The sequence below is a fragment of the Methylacidimicrobium tartarophylax genome (assembly GCF_902143375.2).
GTDB lineage: Bacteria > Verrucomicrobiota > Verrucomicrobiia > Methylacidiphilales > Methylacidiphilaceae > Methylacidimicrobium > Methylacidimicrobium tartarophylax.
The window spans coordinates 1-20,510 of record NZ_CABFVA020000002.1 but is presented as its reverse complement, the minus strand read 5'-3'; the positions used below and the strand labels follow the sequence as shown (position 1 = coordinate 20,510).

The following is a 20,510-nucleotide window of genomic DNA, read 5'->3' as shown; positions in this document are numbered from 1 at the left end:
CTTGCCGCTTTGGGCGTGAAGGGAACTCGGTGAGGGCGAAGGAAGCCGAAGAAGGGCCGATGAGGAAAGAAGAGCTTGCCAAGGAGCTTGCGGGCGGAAGTCCGACGGGTGGGCTCTCTTGCGAAGAAGCGGCAAGAAGGATTGCGGCGGAGGGGCAGAATACGCTCCCGGAGCGTCTCAGGTCCCCTCTGCTCGATTTCCTCGGGAAGTTTTGGGCTCCTGTCCCGTGGATGTTGGAAGCCGCGATCGCTGTGGAAACGGTCCTGCGGCGAATCGGAGATGCGATCGGCATCGGGGTGCTCTTGCTTTTGACGGCAGCCTTGGCTTTCTTCCAGGAGAGTCGCGCAGAGCGGGCTTTGCGTCTCCTCCGACGACACTGGAGCGGGACGGCTCGAGTGTTTCGCGATCGAGTATGGCAGCGCATCCCCCTAAGCGAGATCGTTCGGGGCGATTGGATTCATTTGCGGGTCGGGGATGTCGTTCCAGCGGATGCCCGATTGCAGTCGGGTGCGGTGGAAGTCGATGAATCTTCCCTTACCGGGGAACCTTTTGCCCGGGGAAAGGAAGCGGGGGCCATTGTCTACGGAGGGACGGTAATCCGCAAGGGGGAGGCGACCGGCGAAGTGTTTGCCACCGGAGCGAGGAGCTCCTTTGGGAGAATCGCCGACCTGGTGTCGTCGGCACGGGCCCCAAGCCAGATGGAGCAGACGATCTTTCAGATCGTGCGTTGGCTGATCGGGATCGATGGCGTGCTCGTGGTCCTGGTTTTCGGCTATGGGCTCGTTCACTCCCTTCCGCTCAGCGAAGTCCTGCCGTACGCCCTCGTACTGCTGATCACCTCCGTGCCCGCCGCCTTGCCTGCGACCTTTGCGATGACGAGCGCCCTTGGGGCACAGGAGTTAGCGAGGAAGGGGGTGCTCGTCCGGCGATTGGCCGCCGTCGAGAATGCGGCAACGATGGATATTCTGGTCGCCGACAAGACGGGAACCATTACGACCAACGAGGCGGTCCTTCAAGAGATCTCGCCTCTTTCTCCTGCCACCCGAGACGAGCTTGTCTCGTGGGGGGCAATCGCCTCGCTGGAAGCGAGCGAGGATCCGCTCGACTGCGCCATTCTTGCGCTCGCAAAACGAGAAGGTCTCCCTTTGCCGGAGGAGAATCAGGTCTCTTTTACGCCTTTCGATCCCTCGACGAAATATTCCGGTGCCGATTTCGCGAGGAATGGCGGTCGCTTCCGTGTCCTCAAAGGAGCCCCGAGCGCCGTGGAGCACGCCGTCGGGGGGTTCCCAGCGGATGCTCTCGCGACGATAGAAAGGCTTTCGTCTCGGGGCTTGCGCGTTCTCGCCGTGGCGGCGGGCAGTCCCGGGGATTTGCGGCTGACTGGCTTTCTTGGCTTCTCCGATCCGGTTCGGAATGATTCCCGCAGCCTGGTCGCGAGGCTTCAGGAGCTCGGGATCCGCGTGCTTTTGGTAACCGGAGACACCGTGGCGGCAGCCCGGGCGGTTGCGCGCGAAGTGGGCATCGGCTCGCGGGTTTGCGGAACTCCCTTGCCTCCGATTGAGGGAAAGAGCGATCCGATCGATTCCTGCGATATTTTCGCGGGCGTCTTTCCGGAAGAGAAGTTCCGGATCGTGGATCGCCTGCAAAAGGTCGGCCATGTGACCGGGATGACCGGAGACGGCGTGAACGATACGCCGGCACTCCGGCAAGCCGATGTCGGGATCGCGGTCAGCGGAGCCTGCGATGTGGCCCGGGAGGCGGCAAGCATCGCTCTCACCAGCCCGGGACTCATGGATATCGTGGCGGCGGTCGAGATGAGCCGGAAAATCTACGAGAGAATGCTGACCTACATTTTGAACAAGATCATCAAAACGGTGGAGGTTGCGGTCTTCCTTACCGCAGGCCTCCTCTTCACCGGCATCTTCGTTCTCACCCCGTTCCTGGGAGTGCTTCTGCTTTTGACCAATGATTTCATCACCATGTCGCTCGCATCCGACCGTGTTCGCATCCCGGTCCGTTGCCGCCGATGGCCGATCCGCTCCGTGGTTCTGACCGCGGGGAGCTTTGCGCTCTGCCTTTTGGCTCTCTCGTTCACGATCTTCTCGCTGGGCGTCTACTGGCTCAAGCTCGACACGGCCCATCTCCAGACGCTGGTCTTTGCCTGGCTCGCTTTTTCCGGGCAGGGTATGGTCTATGTCGTTCGAGCACGAAGCCAAACGGCAGGCCCTCTTCCGGGCTTGTGGCTCTGGATGGGCTCCCTTGGCGGTGTCGTAATCGTGTCGCTTCTGGTGATCGCCGGCGTCGGTATGGCGCCCTTACCGTGGACGGTGGTGATCGGGCTCCTCGGAACGCTGGCGATTTTCCTGGCCGCACTCTCCTTGGTTAGGATGAGAATTTTTTCCTTCTTTGGCTTGGAAGGGGGCGCTTCTCGCTAGGAACGCTTCCCTCCGCTTTTTTCCAGCTCCAGTGGACCGGACGCCCCAGTAGCGGGAACTCCTTGCGGATCTGGGCTTCCAGGAAGCGCTCGTAAGAGGCGACGAGGAGCCGTGGATCATTGACAAAGAGGCGGAGGCGAAAGGGGGAGGCGGCTGCGGAATCCCGTGGCGCTTCGTTTACCGCGTAATAGATTTTCAGGCGCCTCCCGCCCGATCCCGGTGGGGGAAGACGGCGCTGGGCTTTTTGGAAGAACCGATTGAGAGCGCCGGTCGAGACCGCCTGGCCCGCTTGCTCGTCGACGCGGAGGCTCGTCTCCAATAAACGGTCGAGATTGGTGCCATCTCTGGCACTCAACGGGACGACGGGAGCGAACGACAGAAAGGGCAGCTCGCTCTTCACCGCCTTTGCAAGAAGGGCCTCGGTTCGCCTGCCCTCGGTCGGTTGCGGAAGAAGATCGCACTTGTTCCACGCGATCACGCAAGGCCGGCCGATACGCTGAATCCAACCGGCAATCTTCTTGTCTTGCCGCGTGATGCCTGAATGGCTGTCCAGCACAAGAATCACCAGATGGGCCCGGGCTAAGGCGTGGAGGGAACGCCCAGCCGTCTTCGACGCGAGCCCCTCCCGCTGTTTGTGGCGTGGCGCTAATCCCGCCGTGTCGATCAGAAGAAATCGCTTCTTGCGCCATTCCAACTCGATATCGATGGCGTCGTGAGTGGTTCCCGGCTCCGGAGCCACAAGCAAGCGAGATTGGCCGATCAGCGCGTTGACGAGGGTCGACTTGCCGACGTTGGGTCGTCCGAGGAGGGCGAGCCGTCGAGCCGGCTCTTCCGGGACGCGGGGCGATGCAGGGACGGGATCTTCTCCCGTTAATTTCTCTCGCAACGGACGAATGCCTCGGTTATGGGCGGCGGAGATCGGGATTGGCTCGCCTAGGCCGAGCTCGGAGAGCTCTCCGGCCAGCGAGTCGAGCTCCTCTTGATCGATCTTGTTGGCAATCACCCATACTTTCTTGCCCAGCTTGCGCAGAACCCCGGCGATCTCCCAGTCAAGAGGGGTAAGGCCGGATCGGCCGTCCAGAACCAGGAGGAGATCGCTCGCCTGACGGAGAGTAGCCAGAGTGAGATCGGTAAGCGGCCGCTCCTTCTCCTCACGGGAAAACGCAACTCCGCCCGTGTCGATCAGAACCGCCGGCTTGCCACCGAAACGAACCCGGACGGAAAGGGGATCGCGCGTCACTCCGGGCTCGCGATAGGTCAGTGCAATCTCTTTTCCACAGAGCCGATTAAAGAGAGTCGACTTTCCGACGTTAGGACGTCCCACGATCACGAAAGTTCGCATAGGCATTTCTGGCTTTTCGCAGAAAACCGCTCCATTCGTTTTCTAACGAAGACTGGCGCTCCCGCTGCGTGAGGAAGCAAGCGGGGAGCAAGATACGCTTTGGACCAGGATGCGCAATCCCCTAGCGAAGTAAAAGCAGGTCGAAAGGATCAGGAAGACGGCGGCGATCCAGCAGGACGCCGCCGCCCAAGAAAGCTTCAGAAGAGCGGCCGCCACGGTGATAAAGGAAAAAAAGGTCGCTGCTTTCCCGGTCCAATGGGGATGGATCGGAACTTCTCTTTTACGGAAGAACAAAAAGCCGATGCCCCCGAGAAGGAAGACGTCTCGGATGAGGACCAGGACCAGGAACCAGAAGGGGAGGGGAGCCGACTGCGGAGAAGGGAGAGTGGTCAAGCAGAGAAGGGAGACCAGCAAGAGGAGCTTGTCCGCCAGCGGGTCGAGGATCTTTCCCAGACGGCTCTGCTGTCGCCAGTGTCTAGCGATGTATCCGTCGAGCGCGTCGCTGAGCGCTGCGGCCAGAAAGAGGGAAAGACCTGCGATGCGAAAGCGATCGTCTGCCGCTCCTTCCGTTTGGCTCTTGCCGTACTGCCAGAGAACCACGGCCATGGCTGGAATGCAGAGCAGCCGCGCGATGGTGACGCGATTGGCCCATGTCATGAGGCAAAAGTCTCGATCGCTCGGCGAAGGCGGTGAAGAACCCGTTCTTTGCCAAGGATCGTCAGGGAGTGATAGAGGCTTGGCCCTACTTCGCGGCCGGTGGTGGCGACGCGTGCCGGATGGACGTAGGTCCGAACGGATGTCTCGTGAGCCTGCGCAAGCTTCCGAAAGCGAGCTTCCAGTGCAGAAGAGGCAAAATCGGCTGCTTCCGAAAGATCGTCCAGGAGCTCACGAAGCGCTTGGACGCCAGCAGGGTTTAAAAACCGGTTGACCGCGCCTTCTTCGAAGGAGACCTCTTCCTGGAAAAACGGACGAGCCCATTCGACCAGCTCTTTCCCGGTCTTCACTTTCTCTTTCACCAAGAGGACGACCTCCTTGATGTAGTCCTGCTCCCACTTCGCAATCGGGAAGCCGGTCCTCTCGAGCCAGATTCGCGCATGGGGCAAAATCTCCTCCACGCTCAGGCTCCGCATATAGGTTCCGTTCATCCAGAGAAGCTTGTCTGCATCGAACCGGGCATTGCTTCCATGGATCTGGTTGAGCTCAAACTTCCCGATTGCCGTCTCGATCGGAAAGACTTCACGGTTCTCCCGCAGGGACCACCCGAGAAGGCAGAGGTAGTTGCGCACCGCTTGCGGCAGATAACCGCCCTCTTGATACTCGCTTAGGGAAGCGCCGACATCCCGCTTGCTCATCTTGGAGCCGGTGCGATTCAAGATGAGCGGGATATGGGCGTACCGAGGCGCGGTTTCGCCTAAGGCGGCGGCGATGGCCAGATGCTTGGGCGTATTCGAAAGATGGTCTTCTCCGCGGATTACATGGCTGATCCGCATCTCGAGGTCATCGACGACGTTCACGAGATGGAAGACCGGAGAACCATCCTTCCGTTGAATCACGAAGTCCTGTTCCAGGGTACAGTCGAAACCGACTTCACCGCAGATCAAGTCCTCCACCACGATCTTCTTGCGTGGCATCCGGAAACGGATCGCCCCATCGCTTTCGTACGCTTGATCCCGATCGAGGAGCCGGCGGAGTGCGCGATCGTAGATGGCGCGCCGCTCGCTCTGGAAATAGGGTCCTCGATCGCCGCGGACGCCTCCAGCGGGCAGGGGTCCTTCGTCCCAGTCGAGCCCCAGCCAGTGGAGACCGTCAAAGATGACTCGCACCGCATCGGCGGTATTTCTCGCAGAATCGGTATCCTCGATGCGAAGGACGAACGTTCCTCCCATGTGACGGGCGTAGAGCCAATTGAACAGGGCGGTGCGCGCCCCGCCCACATGAAGGTAACCTGTGGGAGAAGGGGCGAAACGGACTCGTACGCTACTCATATCTTTGCTCCGTCAGTAAGCGGTCCTTCGCTCCTCTGCAACAAGCCGCTCGTGAAGGTGACCACCGACTGATCCCCTTCTTCGAACCACTGCTCATAATAGGTGCGTTTCAACCGCCCCTTAGACTCGGTGATGCGAAGCAGCAGCGCAAGAGCACCGACTCCGTCGAAGAAGCGAATGTTTCGTTCCCGACCCAGATGGGTAAAAAAAGCGGAAAGGTCCCCCTGCTCCACGGTTTGCCAGAGTTCCTCCTCCCAAAGCCGGGTCTGTTCCAAGAGTGGCGGAGTGATCGCGAACGGGTGTCCGAAACGCGGGCCCATATGGCAACCATCAATGCTGACAATCAGCTGCATGCGCTCTCCGTAAGCTTGTCGCAGGGAATGGAGCAAAGTCGCCAGTTGGTCGAAGGGCGAGTTTCGGCAGGGCGCTCTCCCCTGCTCTACCCAGTCGAAAAGCCCGCCGCAAAGAACCGGAAGAAAGCGCACCGGCCGATCGCTCCCTCGAAAGGCACGAAGGGCTTGAAGAAGCACGATGGGAAATTCGATCGAATGCTCCCCCTCGTGCGCCTCCGGATCGTGGCACGGGAAGCTCACCCGGTTGCGAAGCCACGCAATCGACTCGACCTCGGCGAGGGCTCGGCCGAGCGGAGTGCGAAGATCGCGATCGTCGATGCTCCATTCGAGCCTCGAACGGTGGCCCACGCCCAAAATAAGGTAGAAGTCGGCATCAGGCGTGTTTGCCAGTGGAGCAAAGGCGTGAGTGTACGCTCTTGGGCTGACGCGGAAATCAATGTGAGGGGAGAGAACGCCGAGAAGATCGCCTCGACCGGGCAGGGAAGCCGGCGGCAAAGGAGCGGCGCCCGGTTCGGAGAAAAAAGAGCGGAAATAGGAAAGGGATTGCCGCCCGTCGCTGGGATAGCAGGTGCCCGCGCAGCGGCAACGGACCGTCTCTCGACGGCGGCCGGGCGCGGAAATGGACATGTCTATCATTTTTCGAGAAAAGCGGCTCAGGCAAAGCAAAAGTTTGCGATTTGCGGAATCAGCGGGAGCGTGCCGGCGGATCCGAGGAGGGAGCGGGCGGCGTCAGATCACTGTCCCATGGGGCACAATCCCCCCGCGGGGAATGATCACCAGCCCGTCTCGGACAAAAAAACAGTCTCCATCCATGTTCGCGGGTTTTCCTGCGGGGGAGACTCGCACATTGTCGCCCACTCGACTGTTCTTGTCGACGATCGTTCCTTCCAGGAAGCTGTTCCGGCCGATCCCCATTCTGGGTAGGCCTCGTCCTTCCGCCCCGAGCACCTGCGCGTCGGTCTCGTAGTAGTCATTCCCCAGGAGCAGCGTATCCTTGATGGTCGCTCCGGGCAGAACGATACTTCGGATCCCGATGAGCGAGTGCTTGATTTTTGCTTCCGAAATCACGCTGCCTTCGGCAATGAGCGAACCGGAGACGTCCGCTTGCGAGATCTTTGAGCTGGGTAGGTAGCGTGCCCGCGTATAGATCGGGAAGCGGCTGTCGTAAAAATCGAACTTCGGCTGCGGTTCGCAGAGATCGAGGTTCGCTTCGTAGAAGGCGCGAATCGTTCCGATGTCTTCCCAATAGCCCGAGTGGACGTAGGCGAAAACCCGATGGCTGGAAAGGAGACGGGGGATCACGTCTTTGCCGAAGTCCGGCTCCCCACTCATTAATGCGTTGGCCAACACCTTCCGATTGAAAAGGTAGATTCCGGTCGAAGCCCAATATTGCGGCTCTTCGGGAGGCAGGCGAAGCAGAGAGACGAACGGGTCGCCGATGGCCAGCTTCTTGAGAAGCGACGGCTCTTTCGGTTTCTCGACGAAGGAGGCGATCCGGCGCTCCTCGGTCACCCGAACGATTCCAAAACCGCCTACCAAGCTCTGCCGGACGGGAGTCACGGCGACCGTCAAATCCGCACAGGTCGCCACGTGCTCTTCGATCAATTCCCGGAAGTTCATCCGGTAAAGCTGATCCCCCGCCAGAATCAACACCAACTCATGCGGATGACTCGTGAAGTGGCTCAGGTTCTGCCTGACGGCATCGGCGGTTCCCTGGTACCAGTACGAGCCTTTCATGGTCTGCTGCGCGGCCAGGAGTTCTACAAACCCCTGGGAGTAGTCGTCAAACCGGTAGCTCTGTTGAATGTGTCGATGCAGGGAGGAACTCTGAAACTGCGTCAGGATGAAGATCCGCTTGAGGTCCGAATGAATCGCCAGACTGATGGGGATGTCGACGAGGCGATATTTCCCGGCCAAGGGGACGGCAGGCTTTGCCCGTTCCTTGGTCAGCGGGAAGAGACGCGTACCCGCTCCTCCGCCCAGAATCACGGTGATCACGTCGAAGGGAGAGAAATTAGAGCCGTTCGATCGAGTCATGGGAATTGACGAAGGTTGTCCGCGAAGAATAATGGGGCCGCATTATGTGTGGAATTGTCGGTTATCTCGGACAAAAGGAGGCTCAGCCGCTGTTGCTGAGCGGGCTGCGCCGGCTTGAATACAGGGGATACGATTCGAGCGGAATCGCCATCCTGGACAAGGGGCAGTTGGGCGTCGTCAAGCGAAAGGGCAGGATTTCCGAGCTTGAACTGGCCCTTCAAAAACAGGGCCTGCCGGGAAAGATCGGTGTGAGCCATACTCGCTGGGCGACTCATGGAATTCCGAGTGACGCCAATGCCCATCCCCATCTCGACCAGTCGCATCGGCTTGCCATTGTCCATAACGGAGTGATCGAAAATTACCAGCTTTTGAAGCAAAGGCTATCCGATTCTGGTCATCATTTCGAATCGGAAACAGACACCGAAGTGCTCGCTCACCTCATTGGCGAAGCGTATGACCTCCTGCCCCCCCAGGATCCTCAAAGGTTAGAAAACGCCGTCCGGTCGGCGTTAACGGAGGTGATTGGCACCTACGGGATTGCCGTCATTCATGCGGATTGTCCAAACCTACTGGTTGGAGCGCGGAGGGGGAGTCCTCTGATTCTGGGCATCGGCAACGGCGAGTTCTTCCTGAGCAGCGACGTCACGGCGGTCTCCGGGCAGGCTCAGCGGGTTGTTTACTTGAGTGATGGCGACATCGTCGCGATTCGTCCCGACGGATTCGACATCTCCTCTCTCACTCGGCCCAGGGTAGGATTCGAGATCAGCGAAGTGGAGAAAACCGAAGCGGAGGCGGAGTTAGGGGGCTATCCGCACTACATGCTTAAGGAGATCTTCGATCAACCCGAGGCGATCCGCAATGCGATGCGGGGACGCTTGGATCTCGAGGAAGCGACCGCCAAGTTGGGCGGTCTCAACATGAATCCGCACCAGCTCTTGCGGATCCAGCGAATCGTGATCGTCGGCTGCGGCACGGCCCGTCATGCGGGGATCGTGGGGGAGTATCTGATCGAATCTCTGGCCCATCTTCCGGTAGAAGTCGATTATGCGAGCGAGTTCCGCTATCGGAATGCTCCGCTCGACGGAGAGACCGTAGTTTTTGCGGTCAGCCAGTCCGGGGAGACTGCCGACACTCTGGCCGCCGTCCGGGAAGCCAAGCGGAAGGGGATGCGTGTCCTTGGGATTTGCAACCAGGTGGGGAGTACCATCGCCCGGGAAACGGAGGGAGGAGTCTACATGCACGCGGGACCGGAGATCGGTGTTGCGGCGACCAAGTCTTTCACTTCCCAGGTATTGGTCTTTCTGCTGCTCGCCGTGCTGCTCGGTCGATTGCGCTATCTTTCCGCTCGGCAAGGGAAAAAGTTGATCGAGGCGATCGAGAAGCTTCCGGATCAAGTGACAAGTGTTCTCTCCCGCCACAAGGAGATCCGCGCGATCGCCGAGAAATATGCCGATGCCGAGGCCATGCTCTTCTTGGGCCGACAGTTTCAATATGGCATCGCCCTCGAAGGGGCGCTGAAGATGAAGGAGATCACCTACATCCGGGCCGAGGGCCACCCGGCGGCCGAGCTCAAGCATGGGGTGATTGCCCTGGTGGATGAGCGGATCCCGAGCATCTTCCTCTGCCCCCAGGATGGGGTCTACGACAAGAACGTGAGTAACATCGCGGAGGTCAAGGCCAGGCGCGGTCCCGTGATCGCCATTGCGAGCGAAGGGGATGATCGGATCGGGAAGCTGGCCGACGATGTCTTTCTGATCCCGCAATGTTCGGAGCTTCTCGCTCCCATTCTTACCGTCGTTCCTCTCCAACTGCTGGCCTATTACACGGCGCTCTCCCTGGGGCGGGATATTGACAAGCCGAGAAACCTCGCCAAGAGCGTGACCGTAGAGTAAGGGAGAGCGGCGAGGGGAGCCGCCGTATCCCGGCGCGCTTCGGCCGACGGGTTGCTACCCTGCATTCTTACAAAGTTCGGACCCGAGGCGCGGAAGGACGGAAGGGCCTTCCGGCGTGCGCACGGGGTGTTCGACCGAAGCGGCCGAAACGGTTGGCCGGTCGTGTGGCGTGCTTTCCGGGGGAACGGCGGGCCAAGCGGGGAGGGTCACGGTCACGGTGGTGCCTCTGCCGGGCTCGCTCTCGATCTGGACCCGCCCTTGGTGAAGATCGACGATTCGCTTCACGATGGAAAGGCCGAGCCCCGTTCCTCCCATTTGTCGGCTCCGGGTCTTGTCGACTCGATAAAAACGTTCGAAAACATGGGGCAGGTCGGCTGGTGGAATGCCCACACCCTGATCGATCACTCGAATCGAGATCATTTCTCCTTCCTGGTCGGCTTCCATGCGAATGGGAGAGTCCGGTTCGGAGTATTGAATCGCATTCTCCACCAAGTTGTAAAAGACCTGTTCCAGGCGGAAGGGATCCCCGTCGACCTTCGACAGGTTCTCCGGAAGCCGCACGAGGAGGCGGATCCGTTTTTCTTGCAGCGGCTGGCGGAGATCGGCCTCGATCCTTCGCAGGAAGTGCGAAAGGGAGATCGAGGAACGCTCCAAGTGGATCTCTGCCGGCTCCAAGGCGGAGAGGGTAAGCAGGTCGTTGACGAGCCTGCTCAGGCGCAGGGAGTGGCGTCGAAGGATTTTGAGAACCCGCTGAACTTCCTCTGGGGCGAGCGCGGCGGAAGTATTCAAAAGCGTTTCGAGGTAGCCGCGAAAAATCGAGAGCGGGGTGCGAATCTCATGCGAGACGTTGGCTAGAAACTCCTTCTGTTGCTCCTGGCTCCGCTTATGCTCGGTGATGTCGTGAAGCACAAGGAGAAGCTGATTCGGTAGGCCCGGCTCGCTCCGCATGGGCACGGCGTTGACGATCAGAAAGAGATCGGCTTGGGAGGGCAGGCCGCGCAGAGAGATCTCTCCCGAACGGGCCTCTTGCCGAGCAAAGGCTTCGCTGATCAGACGATCGATTTCGGCGACGCGAAGGGATTCGAGGATGGTGCGTCCCGACGGCTCCGAGCTGAGTCCGAATTGCTTCATCAGAGCGTCGTTGGCCAACTCGACCCGGTGGTTGTGGTCGACGATCGCCACCCCTTCCATCATGTTTCGGAGGACTCCGCGGAAATTCTCTCCCTGCTGCTCGATGTTTTCCGAGAGCTTCTCCCTGGCGGCTAGGATTGCTTCCAACCGGCTCGCCACGCGAAACAGGCTCCTGGGGCCGAAAATGACGAACGAGCGGGGATGCCGACCCTGGGTGATCTCTTCGGCAATGCGCTCGAGCTTGGCTGCCGATCGTGTCCAAGCAAGCAGTTGAAGGAGGGCTGCTACCAGAGCCGTTCCAAGGAGGACGATCAGGAAGGAGGAAAGCGTCATGGGTCGGGCTTGGGCGAAACAGGCTCCTCCGCGTCGTCTCCTCTGCGCTTCGTGCGGAACCGATATCCAATCCCACGGACCGTTTCGATGTAGCGGGCGGCTCTTCCCAGCTTTTCCCGCAAGCGGCGGACATGCGTGTCTACGGTGCGCGTATCCATCTCCATCACCTTTTTGTATCCCCAGACCTCTCGCAGCAGATCCTCGCGCCGGTGCACCCGCCCCCGGCCCCGAAGCAGCATGTTGAGCAATCGAAACTCCGTCACGGTCAGGTCGACGCGACGGCTGCGGACAAACGCCTCGTGCCGTTTGGGATGGAGGACGAGGTTTTCATGACGGATCGGTTCCGTCGGCAGCACGCTTTCTACACGGCGGCGCAGGAGCGATCGAGTGCGGAGAACCAGTTCCCGTGGGCTGAAAGGCTTGGTCAAATAGTCGTCGGCGCCGAGCTCGAGACCTTCGACCCGGTAGGCGGGTTCGACTTTTGCGGTCAGGATCAGGATGGGTAGATCCGCCGTCGCCGGATTGCGGCGCAAGGTCTTGCAGACTTCCAGGCCGCCTAGCTCTGGGAGCATGAGATCCAGAACCATCAGGTCGGGCAACCCGCTCATCGCTTTTTCAAGGCCGTCGGCGCCGTTCGCGGCGCGGATGGTGTGGAAGCCGGCGGCTGTCAGGTTCAGGCAGACCAGTTCCAGGACATCGGGTTCGTCTTCTACGACGAGGACAATGTGCTGACCAGGAGACACCGCCATGCCGGGCCTGAGGCTACTCCAAGGGAAGGGAAAGCGCAATCTTCCGGCAATCTTCAGTAGACCAGAACATGGACGCGATTCGAAAGAGCCGACTCAAGAGGCGGATGCGTTCGGCTTGTCTTCGGGAACGAGGTGCCGTATTATTCCGACGAATCAGTTGCTACGATGTCTGTTGAAGGGCTATCCCGCCATTTGCCGGCGAATTCAGTTCGGTACGATGCGTCAAAAATCGAGAAGCTGGAAGGTCTGGATGCGGTACGCAAGCGTCCCGGCATGTACATCGGCCACACTGATGAGCGAGGGCTGCACCATTGCGTTTTTGAGGTGCTCGACAACTCGATCGACGAGCATCTTGCAGGCCATTGCACCCAAATCGATGTAGCGATCCATAGCGATGGCTCGCTCTCCGTTCGCGACAACGGGCGCGGCATTCCGGTCGATCTCCATCCCAAGTTCAAGATTCCCGCAGTCGAACTGGTTCTGACCAATCTTCATGCAGGAGGAAAGTTTGGTCAAGGGGTCTACAAGTATTCCGGCGGGCTTCACGGGGTGGGGGCAAAGTGCGTTAACGCTCTATCGGAATGGTTCGAGGTCGAAGTCTCCCGCGACGGAAACGTCTATCACATGGAGTTCCGTCGAGGGAAGACCGTCAAACCTTTGGAGATCATTGGGAAAAGCCGAACCACCGGCACCTTCATTACTTTCAAGCCGGACCCCGAGATCTTCACTTATACCCAAGAGTTCAAGACGGATATCCTTGCGCCTCGACTCCGCGAACTCGCCTTCCTGAACCCCGGTCTGGAGATCAGCCTTTCCGACGAGCGGCTCCTGGATGCCGACAAGCCGAAGGTGCAGCGCTTCTTCTACCGCCAGGGGATCGAGGAGTTTCTCCAGCAGATCACCGGAAGCATGGAGCTGCTTCACCCGAAGCCCATCGTGATCGCTCGGGAGAAGGACGACATTCTGCTCGATTGCGTCCTGCAATACACCGAGGGGTATGCCGACCAGATCCTCTGTTATACCAACGGGATTCCCAATCCGGATGGGGGTACTCATCTCTCGGGCTTTCGAAGCGCCCTCACCCGCTCGGTCAATCAGTACGCGAAGGTCAACAACTTGTTGAAGGACAAAGAGCCCGCCATCTCCGGAGATGACGTCCGGGAGGGTCTGTTCTGCGTTCTCTCGCTCAAGCATCCCAACCCCAGCTTCGAATCCCAGACCAAGGTCAAGCTGGTGTCGCCCGAGGTTGATGGAGTCGTTTCTTCCCTGGTGTACGAGGGGCTGATGTCCTTTTTCGAGAGGAATCCCGCCGTCGCTCGAAAGATCGTGGAGAAGGGGCTGACCGCGGCACGCGCCCGGGAAGCGGCTCGGAAGGCGCGGGAAGCGGTCCGCAAAACCGCGCTCTCCGGAAAGGGATTGCCGGGAAAACTTGCCGACTGCTCCACTCGCAGTCCCGACGAGGCAGAGCTCTTTATCGTCGAGGGAGATTCCGCCGGAGGTTCCGCCAAGCAGGGGAGAGACAGGATGTTCCAGGCGATCCTTCCGATTCGGGGGAAGCTGATCAACGTGGAGAAGGCCAGACTCGATCGGGTCCTCCAGAACGAAGAGATCCAGACAATCATCACGGCGGTCGGCACGGGCATCGGAGAAGGAGAGGGGGAGGGAGCCTTTCAGCTCGACCGACTTCGTTATCACAAGGTCATCCTGATGACCGATGCCGACGTCGACGGCTCCCATATTCGGACTCTTCTGTTGACGTTCTTCTATCGACAGATGCAGGAACTCATTCGAGGGGGATTCGTCTACATCGCACAACCCCCGCTCTACCTGGTGACGCGCAAGAAGAAGGAGTGGTACGTCCGAGACGACGCGGAGCTCAATCAGATGCTGATCCAGCAGGGAGCGGAGGAGGTCAAGGTTGAAGATCTGCGTGCAGGCCACCTCTTTTTCGGTGTAAAGCTCGTGGAGCTTCTCAAGCGCTTGGAGGAGCTCGATCGATTTGCGCGTTCCTTGCAGAACCATGGCGCCGATTTCGAAGCTTATCTGGAGAGCCGCGATCCAGAGACGGGAGCAATGCCCGTCCACCTCGTTCGCATACGAGAAGGCAACCAGGAAGAAGTCCGTTTCTTCTGTTCGGATGGGGATCTCGCTCGTTTCTCCGAAGCCAACCCAGACTTGGCGCTTTTTGAGCGCGAAAACGGGAATGGCAGGAGCGGGCTCTCTTCGGGAGAAGAAGCGGCGAATCCCGAGGGAGAACCGGCGCTGGAGCAGCCGGAAGCCGAGTCGACGCCCGTCGAAGGGGACGACGCTGGGGAAGAGTCGAGACCGCGATTCCGCCGGGCGACCCATGTTGAGCTTTATGAAAGTAAGAGCATCCGGGAGAAGCTCGACCAACTGGCTGAGCTGGGGATGCCGATCTCTCGGGCTCGCTCCGTAGAGCCTCTCTACGCCTTTCTCGAAGGGGAGGAAGAGAGCCGTCGGCTCCTCTACTCGCCGAGCGAAATCTTGACGGCCGTCAAGGAGGTGGGTAGGCGCGGGGTCGAGGTCAAGCGGTTCAAGGGATTGGGAGAGATGAATCCGAAGCAGCTCTACGAGACGACGATGGACCCGGAGCGCAGAAAGCTCCTGCAGGTCGAGATCGCCGATGCGGCTACGGCACAAGAGATTTTTGCGACGCTGATGGGGGATGTCGTGGAGCCCCGGAGACGGTTCATCGAGGAAAACGCGCTTCACGTCCGGAATCTGGACGTCTAAGCGGAGAGTAAAGGGAGAGTAGATCGCATGCCGGATGGGACAAACGAGGGAGAGGGGCGGCCGCTTCTGGGAGCGGAGCGCTTCGAGTCACGCGACGTCTCCGAGGAGATGCGCAACTGCTTCCTCGACTATGCGATGTCCGTCATCATTTCCCGTGCTCTCCCGGATGTGCGCGACGGATTGAAGCCCTCGCAGAGACGGATTCTCTACTCGATGCATGAGCTCGGCTTGGCTCCGAATCGGAAACATCTCAAATGCGCCAAGATCGTCGGCGAGACCATGGGAAACTATCACCCGCACGGAGATCAAGCGATCTATCCCACCCTGGTGCACATGGCTCAGCCGTGGGCGATGCGCGACCTGCTGATCGATGGACAAGGTAACTTCGGGTCGGTGGAAGGAGATCCACCAGCGGCGATGCGATACACCGAAGCCCGCTTGACCCATCTTGGATCCCTTTTGATGGCGGACATGGACAAGGAAACGGTCGACTTCGTCCCGAACTATGACGAGACACGGACCGAGCCTGTTGTCTTTCCCGCGGCTTTTCCCAACCTGCTCGTCAATGGGAGCACGGGCATTGCGGTGGGGATGGCAACCAACATCCCGCCGCACAATCTCGGAGAGCTTGTGCAGGGTGTCTGTGCCCTCATCGATAACCCCGCGTTGACCTCTGAGGATCTGCTCCAGTTCGTCCGAGGACCCGATTTTCCGACTGGAGGGATCGTGGTAGGCCAGGAGGGGATTCGAAATTATTTCCTGACTGGAAAAGGAAGCGTGCGACTGAGAGCGCGTCTGCACGCGGAAGAGGGGAGGAACGGGCGATCGACCCTTATCGTCGACGAGATCCCCTTCAACGTGAACCGAGCTACCCTGGTGGAGCGGATCGGCGATCTCATCACGGAAAAGATGATTGATGCGAGCGACGTCCGCGATGAATCCGACGAGAACACCCGGGTCGTCATCGAACTGCGCCGCGATGCCCTGGCCAAGGTCGTCGAAAACAATCTCTATCGGCTCACTCCCCTCGAAACCATCTTTGCCGTGAACTCCCTGGCGATCGACGGAGGACGGCCTCGCACCCTCAATCTCAAGGAGATGCTGCTTGCCTACCTGGAGCATCGGAGAGAGGTGGTTCTGCGGCGAAGCCGCTTTGAACTCCGGAAGGCCGAAGAGCGGGCGGAGATCCTGGAGGGATATCTGATCGCCCTGGCGAACTTGGATGAGTTTCTCCGCGTGATTCGGGGGGCGGCCAATCGGGAAGCCGCTCGAATCGAACTGGGAGGATATGAGTTTACTCGAGAGCAGGTGGAAGCCTTCGGAATCGTCGTTCGCCATGCGGAGCGTTTGGAGAACGGCCGATACGTCCTCTCCAACGCGCAGCTCGACGCCATCCTCGACCTGCGCCTTTATCAGCTCACCGGTCTCGAGAGGGAAAAGATCATTGAGGACTATCGAAAGCTGATGGAGCGTGCTCGGGAGCTCGAGGAGATTCTTGGGAGCGAAGCTCGGGTCCTGGCCCTGATTCGAACCGAGTTGCTGGAGGTTGCCGCCAAACGGGCAACCCCGAGGAGGACGGAGATCGTTCCGGCGCAAGGGGAGGTCGCTTTTGAAGATCTGGTGGCCCGGGAAGCGGTCGTGATCACCCTGACGCATCGAGGCTATATCAAGAGAACGGGCTTGGCCAACTACCGGCTGCAACGACGCGGTGGCCGAGGCGTGATCGGGATGGTGGCTCAGGAAGGAGAACGGACCGAAGAAAATGATTTCGTAGAGCACCTCTTCACGGCCTCCACGCATGATCACCTGATTTTCTTCACCACGGCGGGGCGTGCCTACGTGGAGCGAGTCTATGAGATTCCGGAGATGGCACGGGCGGCCAAGGGCAGAAGCATTGCCAATGTGCTCCAACTCGCGCAGGATGAGGAGATTGCCGCCCTCCTTCGGGTGGTCGCCTCCTCCGAGGAGGGAGCCGCCTGGGATCGCCCGGGGTTCCTCTTCTTCTGTACCGCACTCGGCCAGGTGAAGAAGACACCGCTCTCCGACTTCGCCCATATGCGCAAGAAGGGAATCCGGGCCATCAACATCTCGGAGGGCGATCGGTTGATCGACGTGAAGTTCACTACGGGAGATCGCGAAGTCGTCTTGATTTCTCGAGAAGGTTTGAGCATCCGCTTTCCCGAGGAGGAGGTTCGCGCTATGGGTAGGACCGCGGGCGGGGTACGGGGCATTCGCTTGTCCAAGGAAGACCGGGTCGTGGCGGCCGCTGTAGTCGATCCCGCCGCAACGCTCTTGGTGGCTGGCTCCAATGGCCTTGGCAAACGAACCGACTTTGACGAATACCGCCGGCAGGGACGTGGCGGCAAGGGGGTCATCACCATGAAGATGACCAAGAGGACGGGAGAGGTGGTGGCCGCCCTCTCGGTGGTCGATGGAGATGAGCTCATGCTCCTTACGGAGAAAGGGATTACGGTCCGCATGCCGGTAAAGGGAGTCCGGCGAGTCGGTCGCAATACCCAAGGAGTGCGCCTTCTCCAGCTTGACCAAGGCGATCGGTTGATCAGCGTCGCCCGCGTGGTGCCGGATCAGGATCAGGAAGAGGAGGGAGAAGCGGGCCTGCTCGCCTGATTCTCGTCGCCGCGGTTGCCTAGCCCCTTACCCTTAGGGAAGCAGAGACTTCGGCCGCCTTTTGTAGCCGTTCGTTGATCGCTCGGCCAAGACCGTGATCGGGCGCGAGCATGGCATAAATCCGGCTCACACCGCTTTCGTCGAGTTCCCGGAGCCGGCCGAAAAGATTGGCCGCCGCTTCCTCCAATTGGGAAGAGGAAGAGAGGCTGCAAGCAATGGCAAAACCGTCTTGGCAGGGCCCCCAGGCGAGAAGCCCGGCCTCCTTTCGCTCGGAGAGGGGAACCTCTCCAGGCGCTTGGATCAGGATGAGGGGCGTTCGCAGAGCATAAGGCCGGCGAAGGCGACCGAGGGGCGGTTGGGGACGTCCGTGGTCCGCTTCACAAGCGAGAGAGCCGATCTCTTCCTCCAGAAACTCACGCGGGACTCCCCCTTGCCGAACTAAGAGCGGCCGTGGAAACGCAAGGGAAATCACCGTCGATTCTACGCCTACACGACACGGACCGCCGTCGAGTACGAGGGAGATCTCTTCCCCGAACTCGTGTCGGACGGCAGTAGCCGTGGTCGGGCTGATATGGCCAGAGCGATTGGCGCTCGAGGTTGCTAATGGACGGCCGAAGCGCTCCAAAAGAGCGAGGGTGAGCGGATGATCGGGGACGCGTACCCCTACGAACGGGAGGCCCGCCGTCAGGAGATCGAGAACGGCCTCGGGTCGCTTGCGCAGGATCATGGTCAGTGGGCCAGGCCAGAAACGCTCTGCGAGCCGGACAGCGCTCTCCGGAAGATCGGTCAGCAGGCCAAAGGCCATCGTCGCCGACGCACAAAGGAGGCTGATCGGGTGGGAGCAGGCTCGCCTCTTGCGCTCGAAGAGTCTTGCGACGGCTGCGGGATTGGTCGCGTCGGCCGCTAGTCCATAAACTGTTTCTGTCGGCACTCCGACGGCCTCTCCCGCGCGCAACAAGGCCGTAGCTCGATCGAGGATCGCGTCGACCTCCGAGGATAACGCTCGTTCCATGATCAGCTCCCTCTTCCGTCGCCCGATTCGATCCACCTCCTCCCCGAAACGGGAAGAAGCAGGGAAAGGATGGAGCATCCAGCCGACGCAACATCGGGCTACCAATTGCCTTGCGGCTTGTCGCCGGCAGTGGCTAAGTTTAGCGCATGAGCCGTTCCTTCGAAAGTTTTTCGGCTTCGACTCTGTATTGTTCCTCGTGCCGCAAGCCCATGGCGGTCCGGGAGCGGCTCCTCCTCGTTCTGCCGGGAAAGGAGATCTACGACTACCTCTGCACAGGTTGCGGAGCGTCCCTTGGGCAACGGGAGGCGTCTGCTTCGGCCGTTTCTCCTCCTCCCTTGAGCGCAGCGATTCGCCACAGGCACAGGCCCCGGCGGCGGCCGTGAGATCCGGTAGCCTTCGCTTTGCGTTCTTCTGTCTCGAACATGAGAGTCGTCTTTATCGGATCGGGTGAATTCGGGATCCCCATCCTTCGAGCGCTCGCCGTGCACCGGGATTATCGGCTACACGGAGTGATCACTCAGGTGGATCGTCCCTCGGGGCGACACCGTCTCCCGACCCCTTGCCCCGTCAAAGCCGCCGCACTCGATCTCCATCTCCCCATTTTTCAGCCGGAGAAGATCAATTCCCCGACCGCCATCGAGCAGATCCGTTTTCTCCAACCGAAGGTCTTGGTCGTCGTCGCCTACGGGCAAATTCTTTCGCGTGAGGTCTTGGAGATCCCGAGCCAGGCTGCGCTCAACCTGCACGCTTCGCTCCTTCCCCGCCATCGGGGTGCCGCGCCGATCCAGGCGGCGATTCGCAGCCGCGACCGGGAGACCGGGGTCTCCGTGATCTGGATGGACGAAGGATTGGATACGGGAGACATTTTGTTAGCCAAGAAGCTCTTGATTCGCTCCACGGACACGGCGGGAACCTTGCAGGCGCGCTTGGCGAAATTGGGGTCGCGAGCCGTCGTGGAAGCGCTCGACCGTCTGACGTCCGGCTCGGCCGAAAGGATGGCGCAAGATCCAACAAAAGCGACCTATGCGAAAAAATTGTCCAAGGAGGATGGGGAGATCGACTGGAGCCGAGACAAGTGGGAGATTCACGCACATGTTCGGGCGATGAATCCCTGGCCTGTCGCCTATACATGGCTTCGCGAGGGCGGACAGGCGCGCATGCTCAAGATCTTTGGGACCATCGTGTCGATTCGAGCTTCCGGAAGACCCGGTGAGGTTGTGCGGATCGATCCCCATGGGGTCCTCGTGGCAGCAGGGGGTTCCGGGGGCCTGCTTTTGCGCGATGTGCAGATCGAAGGGAAACGGCGGATGCCTGCGGCGGAATTTGCGCGAGGCGTTCGTCTCACCGTGGGGTCGGTGTTCGGGGAGGGGCTCGCCCTTGGCCATGGTCGTGCTGCTGGCGGAACTCTTTCTTGACGGGCGCCTGTCGATGCAGCCCGAGGGCGCCGAGCTTCTGGCCGACCTGCTCTGCCGCAAGCGAAGGGCGGAGCGTCAGGAAGAGCTTTGGAGCCCCTGGGACCTGTCGGAACGAGCGGGCGGGTTGCGTGCCCGCAAGATTCCTTTGGCTCAGCTCCCGCAGCTCCTCAACCTCTGTGTATCCAGGGTCTGTCTTTTGGGAGACGCGAACTGGAATCGAATCGCTCTCGAAAGCGGGCGAGTGGAAGAGATCTGGATCCGATGGCGGCCGGAATTCGGCGATGGGCGTGCAGCTCCTTTCGTTTCCGAATTTCATCCGTCGGAGGGAGCCCGGCTGCCGTTACGGTTACTCTACTGGCGCACGGTAAGAGAGGGTGGGATCATCGGGCGGTATGCCGTCATCCGAAGCAGACAGGTCCAGTTCGCAAGCCACAGGAGAACGCT

Annotated in this window: 15 protein-coding genes; 7 read left to right on the top strand and 8 right to left on the bottom strand. The window is 60.1% G+C overall.

What is annotated here, in order from left to right; genetic code table 11:
* Window positions 1-29: 29 nt before the first annotated feature.
* Window positions 30-2,435: an HAD-IC family P-type ATPase gene (locus tag MAMT_RS00225; protein WP_150003860.1), complete on the top strand. Its 2,406-nt coding sequence runs from the start codon at window positions 30-32 to the stop codon at window positions 2,433-2,435.
* On the opposite strand, the gene der is transcribed toward MAMT_RS00225, so the two are convergent.
* The 5 genes from der to MAMT_RS00200 form a co-directional block, all read right to left on the bottom strand.
* Window positions 2,383-3,783, bottom strand: a complete 1,401-nt coding sequence (gene der, locus MAMT_RS00220; protein WP_142658935.1) for a ribosome biogenesis GTPase Der — start codon at window positions 3,781-3,783, stop codon at window positions 2,383-2,385. The genes MAMT_RS00225 and der overlap by 53 nt on opposite strands.
* 36 nt (window positions 3,784-3,819) lie before the next feature.
* Entirely contained in the window at window positions 3,820-4,434 is a 615-nt protein-coding gene (locus MAMT_RS00215) for a CDP-alcohol phosphatidyltransferase family protein (RefSeq protein ID WP_142658934.1), read from the bottom strand.
* On the bottom strand, window positions 4,431-5,762 hold the full coding sequence (gene gltX / locus MAMT_RS00210) for a glutamate--tRNA ligase (RefSeq protein ID WP_142658933.1): 1,332 nt from the start codon (window positions 5,760-5,762) through the stop codon (window positions 4,431-4,433). Before gltX ends, MAMT_RS00215 begins: the two co-directional genes overlap by 4 nt.
* The gene (gene amrB / locus MAMT_RS00205; RefSeq protein WP_142658932.1) at window positions 5,759-6,742 is read right to left on the bottom strand and encodes an AmmeMemoRadiSam system protein B; all 984 of its coding nucleotides are present in this window, start codon (window positions 6,740-6,742) and stop codon (window positions 5,759-5,761) included. The genes gltX and amrB overlap by 4 nt, the downstream gene beginning before the upstream one ends.
* Before the next feature lie 102 nt (window positions 6,743-6,844).
* Window positions 6,845-8,152, bottom strand: coding sequence for a glucose-1-phosphate adenylyltransferase (locus tag MAMT_RS00200; RefSeq protein WP_142658931.1), 1,308 nt, complete (start codon window positions 8,150-8,152; stop codon window positions 6,845-6,847).
* Window positions 8,153-8,196: 44 nt separating this feature from the next.
* On the opposite strand from MAMT_RS00200, the gene glmS reads away from it, so the two are divergent.
* Complete coding sequence (gene glmS / locus MAMT_RS00195) at window positions 8,197-10,044, top strand: glutamine--fructose-6-phosphate transaminase (isomerizing) (RefSeq protein WP_142658930.1); 1,848 nt, start codon at window positions 8,197-8,199, stop codon at window positions 10,042-10,044.
* Window positions 10,045-10,098: 54 nt separating this feature from the next.
* Here glmS and MAMT_RS00190 read toward each other — a convergent pair whose 3' ends face one another.
* Window positions 10,099-11,508 (bottom strand): sensor histidine kinase, encoded by a 1,410-nt coding sequence (locus MAMT_RS00190; RefSeq protein WP_142658929.1) that lies wholly within the window; start codon window positions 11,506-11,508, stop codon window positions 10,099-10,101.
* The gene (locus MAMT_RS00185; protein ID WP_142658928.1) at window positions 11,505-12,257 is read right to left on the bottom strand and encodes a response regulator transcription factor; all 753 of its coding nucleotides are present in this window, start codon (window positions 12,255-12,257) and stop codon (window positions 11,505-11,507) included. The genes MAMT_RS00190 and MAMT_RS00185 overlap by 4 nt, the downstream gene beginning before the upstream one ends.
* A gap of 165 nt (window positions 12,258-12,422) precedes the next feature.
* Here MAMT_RS00185 and gyrB point away from each other — a divergent pair, with 165 nt between their 5' ends.
* On the top strand, window positions 12,423-15,011 hold the full coding sequence (gene gyrB / locus MAMT_RS00180) for a DNA topoisomerase (ATP-hydrolyzing) subunit B (RefSeq protein ID WP_142658927.1): 2,589 nt from the start codon (window positions 12,423-12,425) through the stop codon (window positions 15,009-15,011).
* Between the two features lie 27 nt (window positions 15,012-15,038).
* Window positions 15,039-17,639, top strand: a complete 2,601-nt coding sequence (gyrA, locus tag MAMT_RS00175) for a DNA gyrase subunit A (RefSeq protein ID WP_142658926.1) — start codon at window positions 15,039-15,041, stop codon at window positions 17,637-17,639.
* A 19-nt stretch (window positions 17,640-17,658) separates the two neighbouring features.
* On the opposite strand, the gene MAMT_RS00170 is transcribed toward gyrA, so the two are convergent.
* Window positions 17,659-18,651, bottom strand: coding sequence for an L-threonylcarbamoyladenylate synthase (locus tag MAMT_RS00170; protein ID WP_142658925.1), 993 nt, complete (start codon window positions 18,649-18,651; stop codon window positions 17,659-17,661).
* A 209-nt stretch (window positions 18,652-18,860) separates the two neighbouring features.
* Here MAMT_RS00170 and MAMT_RS11210 point away from each other — a divergent pair, with 209 nt between their 5' ends.
* The 3 genes from MAMT_RS11210 to MAMT_RS00160 form a co-directional block, all read left to right on the top strand.
* Complete coding sequence (locus tag MAMT_RS11210) at window positions 18,861-19,034, top strand: hypothetical protein (protein WP_178086814.1); 174 nt, start codon at window positions 18,861-18,863, stop codon at window positions 19,032-19,034.
* A 39-nt stretch (window positions 19,035-19,073) separates the two neighbouring features.
* Window positions 19,074-20,066, top strand: a complete 993-nt coding sequence (fmt, locus tag MAMT_RS00165; RefSeq protein ID WP_142658923.1) for a methionyl-tRNA formyltransferase — start codon at window positions 19,074-19,076, stop codon at window positions 20,064-20,066.
* The coding region (locus MAMT_RS00160) for a hypothetical protein (RefSeq protein ID WP_150003859.1) at window positions 20,035-20,510 on the top strand (476 nt) is incomplete at its 3' end. The genes fmt and MAMT_RS00160, both read left to right, overlap by 32 nt.

Excerpts from the sequence above, each read along its gene's own strand:
- MAMT_RS00215 (WP_142658934.1), bottom strand. The coding sequence starts at position 4,434 with ATGACATGGGCCAATCGCGTCACCATCGCGCGGCTGCTCTGCATTCCA.
- MAMT_RS11210 (WP_178086814.1), top strand. The coding sequence starts at position 18,861 with ATGGCGGTCCGGGAGCGGCTCCTCCTCGTTCTGCCGGGAAAGGAGATC.
- MAMT_RS00185 (WP_142658928.1), bottom strand. The coding sequence starts at position 12,257 with ATGGCGGTGTCTCCTGGTCAGCACATTGTCCTCGTCGTAGAAGACGAA.
- gyrA (WP_142658926.1), top strand. The coding sequence starts at position 15,039 with ATGCCGGATGGGACAAACGAGGGAGAGGGGCGGCCGCTTCTGGGAGCG.
- amrB (WP_142658932.1), bottom strand. The coding sequence starts at position 6,742 with ATGTCCATTTCCGCGCCCGGCCGCCGTCGAGAGACGGTCCGTTGCCGC.
- der (WP_142658935.1), bottom strand. The coding sequence starts at position 3,783 with ATGCCTATGCGAACTTTCGTGATCGTGGGACGTCCTAACGTCGGAAAG.
- gyrB (WP_142658927.1), top strand. The coding sequence starts at position 12,423 with ATGTCTGTTGAAGGGCTATCCCGCCATTTGCCGGCGAATTCAGTTCGG.
- MAMT_RS00190 (WP_142658929.1), bottom strand. The coding sequence starts at position 11,508 with ATGACGCTTTCCTCCTTCCTGATCGTCCTCCTTGGAACGGCTCTGGTA.
- MAMT_RS00170 (WP_142658925.1), bottom strand. The coding sequence starts at position 18,651 with ATGGAACGAGCGTTATCCTCGGAGGTCGACGCGATCCTCGATCGAGCT.
- gltX (WP_142658933.1), bottom strand. The coding sequence starts at position 5,762 with ATGAGTAGCGTACGAGTCCGTTTCGCCCCTTCTCCCACAGGTTACCTT.
- fmt (WP_142658923.1), top strand. The coding sequence starts at position 19,074 with ATGAGAGTCGTCTTTATCGGATCGGGTGAATTCGGGATCCCCATCCTT.
- MAMT_RS00200 (WP_142658931.1), bottom strand. The coding sequence starts at position 8,152 with ATGACTCGATCGAACGGCTCTAATTTCTCTCCCTTCGACGTGATCACC.
- glmS (WP_142658930.1), top strand. The coding sequence starts at position 8,197 with ATGTGTGGAATTGTCGGTTATCTCGGACAAAAGGAGGCTCAGCCGCTG.